This window comes from Bacillus sp. GB_SG_008 (assembly GCF_052038115.1).
Classification (GTDB): Bacteria; Bacillota; Bacilli; order Bacillales; family Bacillaceae_G; genus Bacillus_A; species Bacillus_A rhizoplanae.
Map to the genome: position 1 here is coordinate 719,857 of NZ_JBPZSK010000003.1, position 13,508 is coordinate 733,364.

Sequence of the window (13,508 nt, forward strand, 5' to 3'; positions counted from 1 at the left end):
GCATAACCTCACTGCTTTAACCTTTGCATTTCATCTTCTTCAAAGAAAGATAGAAGATGTTTATGACAAGTAAAGAAAATGACTTGCCGTTCTTTCGCTAATTCCTTCATAAGATGCACAGTTCGCTCTGTTCGCAGCACATCAAAATGGACAAAACTATCATCAATAATAAACGGATACTGCCCTTCAAACGTATGCGCTAACGCAAACCGCAGCGATAAATAGAGCTGCTCTGCTGTCGCTTGGCTTAATTCATGGCTGTAAAAACGCAGTCCATCTTCTCTTTCTACAATAAACGGCTCTTCTGCATCTGGCGAAAAGACTTTTACATATTTTCCGCCTGTTAAATACACAAAGTATTCTTCCGCCTTTTGTAAAATGCGCGGCAGCTGCACTTCATGATAATACTTCTTCGTTTTTGTTAATACAGCCTTTGCCGCAGCATAAGCAGCCCACTTTTTCACTTGCTCACGTACTTGTGATTTTTTTAGTTCCCATTCATGAAGCACGTCACCGTACGTATGACCATCTTCTAACTGCGCAATCTCAAGACGCAGAGCTGCCAATGTATTCGTCAACTCTTTTTCCTCGCGCATCAGTCGTTCTAGCTGCTCCTGCTCTTTTTGGCGCTCCTCTTCGTAGCCTTCTAAACGGTAACCAGTCTCCAACGCTGCAGTCATTAATCGTCCTTCCAACAAATCCATTTGCGGAATTAACCGATCAAGCTGCTGCTGCTTTTCTTCAATCTGCTCCGCTTGCTTTGCCGCAGCCAAAAAGGCCTCTTCATCAGCTGCTCCGGCAATATCCCAAAGTTGCTGACGTTCCTCTAGGAAATGATGAATTTGCTGTTGCACCGCAGCTTGTTCTTCTTTCCACGCAGCATCCTTTTCTTCCAGCTGCTTTTTCTGCAATTGCTTTTCCTTTTCTTTCTGCACATCTTTACTCATACCATGTAAAAATAACGACGGTGTGTCCATGTTTCCTTCTGTAGAAACAGTTAGCTTCATTAGTTTATGTTCAAACTGCGAAATCATGTCTTCCTGCAGTTCTTTTCGTTCTTGCTGCTTCGCTAACTCACGGTACAATTGCTGCATCTTTTCAAGCCGTTCAAACGCCGGCAATATATGAGCATACGTAAAACTATCTGGCAGTGCGTACATCTCTTTATACGATTTCACCTGCTCATTCACCTGAAACAAATCACGCTCCCACTCATCATATTCAGAAAGAACGCGTTCATATCCTCGCTCAATTTGCTTTAACTTAAATTCCTCGCGCTCTAATAGCTTCCGCACTTCATCATCCTTCTCCAGACGATGCCTTACTTCAAGCGCTTCATTACTTTCATGTCCCTCTGACGCAGACCCTTTAGAAGCAGAGCCCATATACATCACATACAAAACGACAAGGCCAATTAAAAGAAAAACACCAACAAACAATAACTTGCGATTATCCATTAAAACGCCCGCAAGCAGCAGCAAAGCATTCATAACGAACAGTACCATCGTAGCTTTATTCATCTGCGGTGCGGTGTTACTTCGTTTCTGTCTTTGTCCTCTTTGCTGGGACGCTGCACTTTGCGCTTTTGGCAAATGTCTCTCCCGCTCTTCTTCAGACATCGTTTGTGCCTTGAGCCTGTTAACTGCTTCCTCTTGTTCCTCTAACTGTTCCTGATCTGTTTTAAATCTTTCATCTAACTGCCCTTTACGCTTCTCTAACTCTTTTGCTTGCTGCATCATCTGCGTAATTGTTTCCTTCATAGCCAAGCTCGTATTGAAAGAAAGAACGTCCTCACGTGCAAACGCTATCCCGATTTGCTGCTGCAAATCTTGTATTTCTTCTTCTATATGTGAAATACGCCCCGTCAAATCCCGCACTTCTTGCAGCGCTGCTTCATAAGACATATGCTGCAAACGAAGCTCTTCCACATACACCTCTTGCTGAAGCAATTCTTCATTTACTACTAGCACTTCTATTTCAGTTTGAGCTGCATTCAATTTCTTTTGCAGTCCATCTCCTTGCAGCTGAAGTGGTTCAAGCCGTGCTTTTACCGCTTCATAACGCTTTAGACCATCAACTGGAAACGCATGTCCCGCATGTTGTTCTAAAAAGCGTTCACACGCACGTTTTTCTAGAAACAGTGGCTGCAACGCTTCTAGCACTTCGTAATCTTGTTTTCGTTTTCCTGCTTCTTGCTGCTCTGTGCGAATGACGGTAAGGCGCTCTTCTATGCCCTTTTTCTTTTTCACAAGCTCTTCATACGCCGCAATCTTTCCTTGCCAATCTGCGAGCTGATCTTGCAGCTTTTTTAGCTCCTGCAATGCTACATTAATTTCGGGCTTACGGCCATTTGGCTTAAAGCGCTGCTCCATTTCTTTCTCAAGCATTTTTTCGAGTCGTAATAACCCGTCGCTGCCAACTGCACTTGCCGAAAATAAATAGTTGCCAATATCGTTTTCACCGATATGGTGAATATTTTGCAAACCATGCATATCAAATGAAAAAACAGAATCAAACAACTGCTCATTCATTCCGTTTAACAGCTGCTTTAAAACATCTTCGCCGCCTGTTTTTCCATCCGCAAAATAAACCGTCACTTCCCCGGCCGCTGTTTTTGGAAGACGCTCAATTTTTAAGCGTCCGTATTCCTCGGTGAAAACAGTAATTGCTCCGCCGTATTTCCCGCCTTCTTTCGGCTCATAGCGGCGCTGTCCCCTCGTTGGAAAACCAAATAAGATGCTTTTCATAAACGAACGAATCGTTGACTTACCCGCTTCATTTTCTCCGTACAATACAGTAAGCATGGAAAGGCTCAGCTCGACATTTTCTAATTTTCCATATCCGTAAATATGAAGCTTTTCAATTCTCATGCTTTGCTCCTCTCTTGCTCTAGTAATTGCTCTAAAATAATATTCTCGGCGCCCTTTTGAATCTCTTTCTTTTCTTCCTCAGAAAACGAATGAAGCACCTTCCTCGCAACCGGCGAAGTCCAAATCGTCCGCAGCACCTCATCCATACTAGAAAACACTTCAAGCTCCTGAAGCACATTGCCAATAAAATGATTCTCTTTCTTCAACTTCTCAATTTCCGCAAACGAAATCGTTTCATTCTTCCATTTCACAACATGCACAAAATTACTGCGTTCTTCTCCCGAAGACACAATATGAAGGACTTCCTCGACGCGCTTCTCATCACGTAAATAAGAAGCAAGCGGACCTTGCCCTGTAAACGTCATCGTCACAAGCAAACCTTCCTCTTCTTTTCGAACACCGTTCATACTCTCTGTACATGCATGAATAAGATCGTCAACTGTCTCTAGCTCATCAATGTTGATAGAAATCTCATCCCACACAACATCTGCCGTACTGAAAAATGTCAATTCCGTCCCTTGCTTAGACAAGGAAACAACATACGCACCTTTCTCTCCTGTTTCCTTTCGGTGCCGTCCTTGAATATTGCCAGGATACACGATGCTCGGTTCTTCTGTTAACACTTCACGCTTATGTATATGACCAAGCGCCCAGTAATCAAACTGCTTTTCCTTCAATTCACGAATTTGAAACGGCGCATACCGATTATGCTCGGCATCTCCTTCAACGCTTCCATGAAGCATACCGATATGAAACGGCGCACCCGTCATCTTTTTATATTGCTCTGTCATATTATCCGTCACAGCTTGCTGCTGATAACTAAATCCGTAAATGGAGGCAAACAGCTCACCGTTTTTATAAAATGATTTTTCTTCTATGTAAGGTTCTGTAAAAATATGTACATTACTCGGAAACTCAATTGCCGCCCAGCTTCCACCTAAATGATCATGATTGCCGTGAATCACATATACCGGAATATCATACTGCGCCAAACGCTTCATTTGCTCACGAACAAACACCTGCGCCCGCAAACTTCTCGTCTCCGCATCATACAAATCACCCGCAAGCAAAACAAAATCAACCTGCTCTTGAATCGCTTTATCCACAATGCGTGCAAACGAACGAAACGTACTTCCCTTCATTCTTTCCCATATAAAAGCTGGCACATTCAATTCCATCCCTTTAAACGGACTATCCAAATGCAAATCTGCCGCTTGAATAAACTTTACTTCTTTCACAACGTAACGTCCTTTCTCCGTCATACTTGGCTTTATTTTAACACGGAATGTCACATGCTTGTCTTATTCCAGCGCTAAAAAAAGAAGCAGCTAAACGTGATAGTCTTCCAATTAAAGGTTTATATAAAGACAAAAAACTTTGGCCTTCTATAAAACAATGAAAATAAGCCAGATGTAAATAAACATCCAGCTTATTTTTATTACCTCGCTCGTTACGTTTTCCTGCTTATACTTTATAGTATGAACATGCTCACTCTTTTTTTACTTTCGCTTCCTCACCTTGTGTTTCCAACTTATTAAGTATTTCATGATATCTTTGCATTTCTTGCTCACTATTATCCCAGTTTTCTCCGTAAATATGATTAATTTTGTTTGCTGCAATTTCTAATATAAAAGTGCTATCATCACTTTTCACTGATAAGTACGTATTTGCCCCTTCTTGATAAATCTTAGCAGGATTTGAATTTTTTAATTTCTCTACACTTGGTTGCCCTGCCTTTTCCATGACAACTGGCACATAATGATCCGCTACAATTTGGCGAAGCGAATTCTCGCTAAAGTCACTTGTTTTTAATGAATGTAATGTTAATGCAGCCGTATACACACTTAGATTCGTTTGTTCTTCTTTCAGTTCTTTATCTCCAGACTCAATAACAGCCTTCCTCTCTTCTTGGCTTACATTCGGCATCGTATTTCCATCCGTTTTATGATAAAGGTAATATAATTTCCCGACACGGTAAACGAGAGTAAGAGACAGCGTAATTAACAAATAAATATACCATTTGTTATATCGCCAAGATTTATTTTTTTTCTTCATCTCTTCCATCCCGCCAGCATCTATCTTGTCATGATTTTTCTCCACTTCATTCACCCTCTTTTCTCATTTACGCATAAACAATTGCATTCAACTTTCGTAATTGCATATTTCTCTAATTCAGCAAAAATATCATAACAAATAAAACATTTTCAATTTGTCATATTCCGTCGAAAAAGGACAAAAAGGGGTTATCCCCCATTGCTATCAAGTTAAGAAGTTCATTGTTCCCCAAAACGAAAAAACGTTATTTTCTCTGTATATTTCTACAGAGAGAATAACGTTTTTCATAACTTTTTCTATTCAAAATAAACTGCAATTGCTATGGATGTTTTTATAAACAGTTCAACTTTGTTTCAAGCCAACGCCTTATTTTGAACATTAACTTTATTAACTACTTTAACTTCTGTAAGAAGGATGTCCCATGCTGTGGAGCTCTCACATTAAAATACTCGGCTGCTGTTGCTGCAACATCCGCCATTGTGCTTCGCTCACCAATCTCTCTATTCGACAATCCTTTGAGATATATTAACAGAGGAACTCTTTCTCTTGTATGATTACTATGACCAATTGTCGGATCATTACCGTGATCAGCCATTACAATCATGATATCATCTTCAGTTAGTAAGGGAAGAATTTCAGCTAATTTGCGATCACTTAATTCTAATCGGTCTGCATATCTCGCAGAATCTTCAGCATGTCCCGCTAAATCAGTTTCTTGAATGTTTAAAGCAATGAATCCATCTTTAATATCCTTAATTTCAGCGATTGTTTTGTTCCATAATGTTTCTGAATCCACGCCTGGAAATAATCGTTTGCTTTTCGTCTGTATAATATCAGCTACTTTTCCTAGTAAAGATACGGTAATACCCTCATGATCAAGAATTGTGGGTATCTGTACTTCTGGATCAATTCCATAACCTAAATGAATAACTTGATATCCATTATCGTAAACACCAGATTCTGGCGCATCTACTCCAGCAAACTTGCCTTTCTTTACTTTTCTTGCCGCTAATAAGTTTTCTAGCTTAATATTCTGTCCACCAAATGTAATTACTCTCGACACTTTGACTACTTCTCGTACTGTTTTTCCTAATTGAACGACGTCTTCAAAAGGCATTAAATCGAAGCAGGAAGAAACATTATATACTTGTCCTAAATCAGTTTCGAGATTATCACCAACAGTTGCACATTCATTTACAACGAGAATTTTCGGTTCATTCTCTTCTCCTACTTTTCTCACGGAATATCCTCTGACTTCTAAATGCTCTTTGACAACATCAATGACCTCATTAAAAGGTTGATTCAAAGGAATTTTCGGAGTTGTCCCCATGATTTCTTGATGACCCAAAAAGGAATCAGCTCCCTGATGAGCTAGATTCGCTGTTCCCCAAACTGCTTCTGGAGAATAATGAAGTAGCTCTGACTCCTTACCAATCGCATTCATTAAACCTAGCTTCTCTAATGTAGGTAATTGTACAGTTGGATGTTCACGAATAATATGCCAAGCGGTATTACTTCCCACATCTTGAGGACGTACTTCCTTTGCATCATCCATATACCCAACACCAAAGCTATCCAATACGATTACTATGAATTTACCCAATTTGCTCACCTTCTTAGTAGTTTCCCTTGGCTATCGTATATTCCAACTATTTCTGGTTTGCCGCTTTGAATTCCTTTCACTACAGCAACCTCACTTCTCGTTACAAACACTTGCGTTCTAAATGACATAATGGCAGTCAGGCCTATTGGCCATTGCTTTTCTAATTCCAAATAGTAATCAATGCTTTCATTAGAAAAAGAACCAGATTTAGCCATTGAACGGTTCGTTCCATCCGTCAAAAGAACTTGATCCAAATGTCCACGGCGATAATAACCTCCACCAAAGATATAACTTTGACCATTGAATTGATGTGATACTTCACTTACATAAACCATTGCTGGTTTTTCCACTAAATTTTCAACCGCATGCAATGGTGTCGTTCCCGTTAAAGCATGTCCAGGTTCCCCTTGCGTACCTCCAATTTTTTTAATAAAAGGAATCGTATAGGAACAGGTTGCTGAAGGAACATTTAGTTCCGTTAAGTCAAAGCCATTCTCTGTAAGAAGTTTTTTTGCACGATTAATTGTTTGAACATTGTGGGTTTCCTTTAGGTCTAAATCATCACCTGAATACAAGAAACACGGAAAGGAAGTAATCCCTTTTATTTGCACATGCTTTAGTTCACGAAAATGTGGTATTAAAGCTTCTAGTTCCTCCAGTTTAAAACCACCATATTGACCTTCGTACAGTTCGTCATCATTACTTACAACCCGTAATAAAACATTCTGTGTAATACCTAGTTCACTAGCAACTGTATCAATTTGCTTTAATTTATCTAATGAATACACCGTAATATACTTTGTGCCGTAATGCATAACTTTCTTTAAAAGATGTTTCGGTATTTGTACAAGATGTCCAACATTTCCAAGTGGAATATCATTTTCCATCATGACTAACGCTTCTCTAAAGTCAACAACGACAGCATGCTTTATACCATTTTTCACCAAAGCTTTTGAAACATATGGATTACGACCAAATTGCTTCGTCATAAAAAATAATTCAATACCGTTTTCTTCGGCAGTAGAAACCATTTGTCTTGCATTTTCTTCAATCATATCTAAATCTAAAATATACGTATCTGGTAAAATAACGCCTTGTTGATGAAAAGAAACGGCCGCATCTATCAATTGTGGGTTCCGTTCAATTACTTTTTTTAAAAACAAAAAGAACGCCTCCCCTATCGATTACTCAATAAAGTAATAATATGCAAATATAAGAAATTAAGCTCATTTTCATGGAAAGGAACAGGCGATAGTTCCGCAATCTCTGCCCATTGCTGTTTGGCTTGTTTTCCATTAGGATCTAATTCAATTTGTTCGGCAACTAGGGAACCCATCGGATCAACCGCTTCCCCTTTTCTTTGTCTTTCAGTAGCCATGGCTAAATGAGTGATGAATCCATCTGCCTCATCATCTTCTTTGATAATATTATTATTTTTCAATATACGTATAGTCGCTTGTGCATATTCATAAACAGATTCATCTATCGTATTGGAATCTCGTAATACAACTAATTTTTCTTGAATCATGCTGTTACTTCCTCCTAATATCGCGGTGTCATTTTTCCTTCTTTAACTTGCTTTTGTATATCTAATAGTGTCACTATCGAAATATATTTTCTTATAATCGTTTCAATTAATTGATTGCCATCTTGGCAAATAATAACCGATTCTGTCATTTTCTCTAAGTTTCTTGAAGTAGGAATGGCTTGATAATTTACATCGTTATAATTCCGCTCGACTATTTCATCGTAATTCCATACACCTGCATCAATCTGATTTTCTTGAAGTGCATAGATTAATTGATTCGATGGCATTTCAACGAGCTCCACATTTTTCCCTTTAACTAAAAGATTAGTTAGTTCTTGTTGGTCAAGAGAATCGTGGTCAATTCCTACTCTCATTCCATCTTCTAGTGCCGAAGCATCATTGGCTAGTAATAAAATATGCTTAGATAAATAAGACTGATTACCAAACTCCATCACGATTTTAATATTTGCGCCAGAATCAATCGCCTTCTCAGCTGCATACTTTGAAACAACTGCAAAGTGATAAGTCCCTTGTTCAACAGCCTTAATCCGATCCTCTGATCCTCTAATATACGCCATATTCAACTTAATGTTATGTTTTTTAAATGTTAAATATAAACCAGTTGCAAAGCCCTCATATAGCCTCGAGTATGGAAGTGGCATTGTCGCTGATAATTGATTGGAGAAAGCATACTCTTGCAGTATCGCATAATTTATATCTGTAATAAACGTTCCTAAATGCCCTCTACCTTCCGTCTGGATTGCCTTATTTTCTTTCAAAAAAGCAATAGCATTCTGAACAGTTCCTCGAGAAATAGAGTATTCTTTTTGAAAATCACTAATAATCGGCATTCGGTCATGAATATTTAATGTTAAAAGCTCTGCGGCGATTGCCCTAATAACAACACCTCTTTTTTGATATAAATCATCTTTACCCATATAACTTTCTCCTTTTATCTTATATATCTAAGTTTTTCACTCGCTTAATAGCTGTATCTAATATACGTAATACCGTTTCACTCCCCGAGCGATTTGGATTAATACGTATCATGTTTTTGGATGCTTCTGGATTGGCAGCTCTAAATGTTCCCGATAGTCGGTAGAACAAAGGTGAGAATTCATACTTAGACTCCGCACCAACTGGATTAGGTAATCCACCTAATTTTTCCGCTTCTGTCAACACATCTGAAGCAATCGGCTCTTTCAATTCTACAATAATTACCTTTGATTGTGCGTTCGCAATATAAGCTTCTTTAACACCTGCAAGCTCCCCTTGATTTAACCTAGCACACACATCTTCAGAAACAGTTGCCGATATTGCTAATGATACAGGTGCATAAATTAATCCTCGTATCACATCAATCGCTTCAAACCCTTGTACCTGTAATCCACCAGAATAATTTTCTTTTCTAAGCTTTTCAATGTAGTTCTTATCACCTATTATACACCCAACACCTTCAGGACCTAGAAGTTTAAATGTAGAAAAGCAAGCTAGGGACGCCCCTAATTCTGAGCCGATTTTTGGAACTTTAGCTACCGCATAATTGTCATCTGTAATAATCGGCAAACTAGAATTAATTTCTTTCATACACTGAATAACTTCACCAATATCGTAAGAATCTTCAGGCTTTTGTCTTGTAAATTGAACCAGCGCAGCATCAATTTGATGCTCTTTTAAAGTCTCTCTTACTTCATCGAGATTATTGAAATCTGCTTCAACTGTCTTTAAGCTCATCATCTCAATTGATGTCTTAGTAGTTGGGTAGATTGGAGCTTTATGGACAAGAAGTGTGTTCGTTGGTTTCATCACTGCATGTAAAGCTAAACGAATAGCCATTGTTCCAGCACCACGAACAAGCATGGCTGCCTCTGCTTCAAAGAAGTCCGCTAATACCTTTTCGACCTTATGCGTTGTCTGTGGCTGATTTAACCCAGGAACAACTCCTAAATCTCCTCTTGTTAAGATTTCCGATCCTTTAAATTCTTTCGTAACTGAATCAACTAATTTAAACTGAAGCTGAATGGCTTCTTCAATACTTAAACTTTTTAATGGATAAGTTTTCATACGAATAACTTCCTTTACTTTTGTTAGATATAAAAGCGTTGTGGATTTTCAATCAGCATTTTATTAACAAACTCTTGAGAAATTCCTCCTGCTAAAATCATTGGGATAAACTTTTCCAATAAGAATGTATAACCTGGTCCACCTAAATATTTCAATTGCGATTTACGAGTAATATCCATTGATAGAAATACTTTATCCGTAAACCCTTCTGCTTCAATTGCTTTTAACATCTCCAGTCTCGTCCGGTCTGGCATATAGTTTTCTTTACCGACTGTATCAAATTCTACATACACACCTTGTCTAAGAAGATGAAGAACATATTCAGTATCACCTGTTAAATCAACATGACCGATAACTACTTTTGACAGATCTACGCCTCTCTCCTTAAAGAATTCAACCTGCTCGTGCCCATACGTTCCGAGCGTACAATGTGTTGTAATTGGTACACCTGTTTCTTTATGAGCAATAACAGCTGCCTCAAATACTTTTCTTTCACGATCTGTCATATGCTCTTTACTTGTGCCAATTTCACCGATGACACGTGCTTTTATATCCGTTTCATCGATTCCAACTGTAATTTCCTTAATCATTATTTCAGCTAATTGTTCAATCGAAAGCTCTGAAATATAATTAGGTAAAAACTTATCTTGATACCATCCTGTTGCTTGGACAATATTTATTCCAGATGCTTCAGCAACTTTTCGTACATAATCAGGATTTCGTTTCATACCTCTTACCGTTACATCGATAATATTTCGTACACCTAGTTGATACAATTCTTTAAATTCTTGAATCGTTTCTTCAAAACAGTTTAAATTACAATCATCATTATTTTTTAATCCTGATAAATCAATTGTTGTATGTTCATGAGCTAATGTAATTCCATTTACTAATGACATATTTTCATCTCCATCTATTTTATAAACCTGGTGGTGTCATTAATCCCAATAATACAAGTACGTTAGAGATGATTCCCACTAACAATGCTCCAATTGGTCCAATTGCTAAATCAACAAATTTTTTCTTAAATGTACTATTTAATACGTATAATCCGACTACAAATAGTGCTCCCCATGCAGGTGCAATAGCACTTGCCGCGATTACACCGCCAACAAGTAAAGCAATTTCTAAAACTTTTGTAATAGCTGTTCTAATCTGATCCCCTGCATCACGCATACCTGGGAATTTATCTAAGAAGAGCGAGAACTTCGTTAATAGCAATACTTCCATTGCCATCCAAACTCCACCGAGTACAAATGCTAAAATAGGATTTCCAAAACTTGCAGCAATGGAACCGATTACAAAAACCATCTTAATTCCAGCTGGTGAATATACTCCTGTTGCAATACCTGTTGTAACAACTAACGGTATGAAACCAATAACACGCGAAAATTCAGTAAGAGCTGCTGAACTAAATTGACCATTTTGATATAATGGAGCAGAAAGTGCTGATTCAGTAACAATTACTAAAGATGCGGCTAGTGCAATCAACGCTCCAGATAGAGCAAATAAATACCAATATTTTTTGATTTCTAATACTCTCGCTGCAAATAAGCTGGCTAATTGCTCTTGAGAGTTATTTTTTTCTCTAGAATCTGTCATTGCGAAGTAGATCATAAATATCATACCTACCATCAATGCCATTGCATTCGCATTAATAACAATGTTATTACCATTTGATAACGCGATTGTTCCAAACTTTGTCACTAAAACTTGTGTTAATACTACGAATGAACCAGAAATTAAACCTTTTTTCCATCCATATTGAAGTGCCACTACTAAAGCTGGAAAAATAGCAAATGCTAATAATACAATTGAAGATACTTTCCCTAAATTTCCAAGAAAATTATAAGGTAGTAAATTAAACAACTTCTGAATAAAACCTAAACCTGCTCCCATTATTACACCATAAATTGCTCCAGCAATTCCGGCAATAACAGTTGATTTTTTCCCTCTATCCGGTAAATAGCTTCCTATAATATCTGTTCCTAGCAATACAACGTGTATAATAATAACGCCACTCGCAATAGACTGTGGAATAAAACCAACTATATATCCAATCCCAAAAGCCAACGCTGTCGTTCCAAGGGCCGATTTAGTTACCCTTTTCTCCTTATATTCTAAAGCAATAGGACGTAGTGCATCATTGAACACGGCAATATTCTTGTTAGACATAATGGTAGTTACGGCACAAAGCGCCGCCATTACTAACATATTAATAATCACAGCTATTCCCCCTTATTTAAAAGACATTCCATTAAGTTCGAAACAATAAACTCCATATCCTGTGGAGTAAATCCAAAAGCAACTTTTCCTTCTGCAACACTAGCTTTTATTTCATCAGCAGAAAAAGTCTTTCCTGGCATACCTAAGCTCACACATTTATCTCCACCTAGTAAGGCAATCGCCATTGCTAAAGCTCCGCCTCCGCCTGTATTGCAAGCGCCTACATAATAATCAACAGCTCCACTTTTAATAGCCATTGCTGCTTCTAAATCACTTTTCACTTCCCATGTAAAAGCACCATTTGCATATTTCTCAACTAAAGAAGCCAATTCCGTTTTTGCTACTTGACCACCGATTACAATTTTCTTCATTATTATTCCTCCATTTCATATTTTTTCAATATACATTTTTTTGTACATTAATGTACATTTTTTTGTATATTGAATATTTATCAATTCTTATGATTACGATTTCATTATAGGGCTAAAATTTTTTTCTTGCAAGCGTTTTCTTTAAGAAGTCAAAAATATTTTTATTTGACAATTATATACTTTTCCAACATTCCCTTTTTTTGATATAACAGTAAAAATGTATTCTTTAATTCCTGATCTAATAACTGTAGTTCTTCTGTAAGAACTACATACCAAGGTTCAGGAGGTAGTAGTCAAAATGCGGGTGTGAAAATCCAATTAGAGTACGATTTACTGAGTGGGCAGTTTCTACATGTTCATGTAGGAGCTGGAAAGCACAATGATAAAACCTACGGGTCTACTTGCCTAACATCTCTTCAACCGCAAGATGTATGTATACGCGATTTAGGATACTTCGACTTAAAAGATTTACATACCATACAAGAGCACGATGCTTATTTCATCTCGCGACTCAAGCTCAATACTCGCATATATAAGAAAAACAAAGAGCCTGAATACTTTCAGAACGGAACGATTAAAAACATTCTGAGTATATTCAACTAGATATGGATCAATTTATTGATCCATTACAACCAGGTGAAACCTACGAAATCCCTGAAATCTATATTGGAATGTGTCAAAAGCTTCCCGCAAGACTCAATCGAACTTTAATAAAGTGAAACTTCCATCAGTGGAGAGTTTTTTCATCTCCCACTGATGGTTAGTTGAACCAATCGGGCTTTTACGGGCAG

11 protein-coding genes and 1 pseudogene are annotated in these 13,508 nt (G+C 37.9%); 1 reads left to right on the top strand and 11 read right to left on the bottom strand.

The genetic code is table 11. The features are described from left to right. Positions 1-8 precede the first annotated feature (8 nt). The 11 genes from ACTDJC_RS11345 to ACTDJC_RS11395 form a co-directional block, all read right to left on the bottom strand. A complete protein-coding gene (locus ACTDJC_RS11345) occupies positions 9-2,870 on the bottom strand; it encodes an AAA family ATPase (RefSeq protein WP_440603432.1) in 2,862 nt (953 codons plus the stop codon). Next, complete coding sequence (locus tag ACTDJC_RS11350; protein WP_440603433.1) at positions 2,867-4,108, bottom strand: metallophosphoesterase; 1,242 nt, start codon at positions 4,106-4,108, stop codon at positions 2,867-2,869. The genes ACTDJC_RS11345 and ACTDJC_RS11350 overlap by 4 nt, the downstream gene beginning before the upstream one ends. A 250-nt stretch (positions 4,109-4,358) precedes the next feature. Beyond that, positions 4,359-4,970 carry a hypothetical protein gene (locus ACTDJC_RS11355; RefSeq protein ID WP_440603434.1) on the bottom strand — a complete coding sequence of 204 codons (612 nt, stop codon included), beginning with the start codon at positions 4,968-4,970 and terminating at the stop codon, positions 4,359-4,361. A 346-nt stretch (positions 4,971-5,316) separates the two neighbouring features. Beyond that, positions 5,317-6,537, bottom strand: a complete 1,221-nt coding sequence (locus tag ACTDJC_RS11360) for a phosphopentomutase (RefSeq protein ID WP_440603435.1) — start codon at positions 6,535-6,537, stop codon at positions 5,317-5,319. Beyond that, positions 6,534-7,691 carry a YhfX family PLP-dependent enzyme gene (locus tag ACTDJC_RS11365; RefSeq protein ID WP_440603436.1) on the bottom strand — a complete coding sequence of 386 codons (1,158 nt, stop codon included), beginning with the start codon at positions 7,689-7,691 and terminating at the stop codon, positions 6,534-6,536. The genes ACTDJC_RS11360 and ACTDJC_RS11365 overlap by 4 nt, the downstream gene beginning before the upstream one ends. A gap of 14 nt (positions 7,692-7,705) precedes the next feature. Further along, the gene (locus ACTDJC_RS11370) at positions 7,706-8,056 is read right to left on the bottom strand and encodes a hypothetical protein (protein ID WP_440603437.1); all 351 of its coding nucleotides are present in this window, start codon (positions 8,054-8,056) and stop codon (positions 7,706-7,708) included. A 14-nt stretch (positions 8,057-8,070) separates the two neighbouring features. Further along, complete coding sequence (gene yhfZ / locus ACTDJC_RS11375) at positions 8,071-8,994, bottom strand: GntR family transcriptional regulator YhfZ (RefSeq protein WP_440603438.1); 924 nt, start codon at positions 8,992-8,994, stop codon at positions 8,071-8,073. 19 nt (positions 8,995-9,013) lie between these two features. Further along, on the bottom strand, positions 9,014-10,120 hold the full coding sequence (locus ACTDJC_RS11380) for an aminotransferase class V-fold PLP-dependent enzyme (protein WP_440603439.1): 1,107 nt from the start codon (positions 10,118-10,120) through the stop codon (positions 9,014-9,016). Between the two features lie 23 nt (positions 10,121-10,143). Beyond that, positions 10,144-11,019: a phosphotriesterase family protein gene (locus ACTDJC_RS11385; RefSeq protein WP_440603440.1), complete on the bottom strand. Its 876-nt coding sequence runs from the start codon at positions 11,017-11,019 to the stop codon at positions 10,144-10,146. A 19-nt stretch (positions 11,020-11,038) separates the two neighbouring features. Beyond that, positions 11,039-12,346 (bottom strand): YhfT family protein, encoded by a 1,308-nt coding sequence (locus ACTDJC_RS11390; protein WP_440603441.1) that lies wholly within the window; start codon positions 12,344-12,346, stop codon positions 11,039-11,041. A 2-nt stretch (positions 12,347-12,348) separates the two neighbouring features. After that, a complete protein-coding gene (locus ACTDJC_RS11395; RefSeq protein WP_440603442.1) occupies positions 12,349-12,717 on the bottom strand; it encodes a DUF2620 domain-containing protein in 369 nt (122 codons plus the stop codon). Positions 12,718-12,981: 264 nt separating this feature from the next. On the opposite strand from ACTDJC_RS11395, the pseudogene ACTDJC_RS11400 reads away from it, so the two are divergent. After that, positions 12,982-13,415: pseudogene (locus tag ACTDJC_RS11400) on the top strand (transposase); the annotation flags it as partial. Positions 13,416-13,508: the final 93 nt, after the last annotated feature.

Coding starts and splice junctions, on each gene's coding strand:
- ACTDJC_RS11345 (WP_440603432.1), bottom strand. CDS start 2,870: ATGAGAATTGAAAAGCTTCATATTTACGGATATGGAAAATTAGAAAAT.
- ACTDJC_RS11370 (WP_440603437.1), bottom strand. CDS start 8,056: ATGATTCAAGAAAAATTAGTTGTATTACGAGATTCCAATACGATAGAT.
- yhfZ (WP_440603438.1), bottom strand. CDS start 8,994: ATGGGTAAAGATGATTTATATCAAAAAAGAGGTGTTGTTATTAGGGCA.
- ACTDJC_RS11380 (WP_440603439.1), bottom strand. CDS start 10,120: ATGAAAACTTATCCATTAAAAAGTTTAAGTATTGAAGAAGCCATTCAG.
- ACTDJC_RS11385 (WP_440603440.1), bottom strand. CDS start 11,019: ATGTCATTAGTAAATGGAATTACATTAGCTCATGAACATACAACAATT.
- ACTDJC_RS11395 (WP_440603442.1), bottom strand. CDS start 12,717: ATGAAGAAAATTGTAATCGGTGGTCAAGTAGCAAAAACGGAATTGGCT.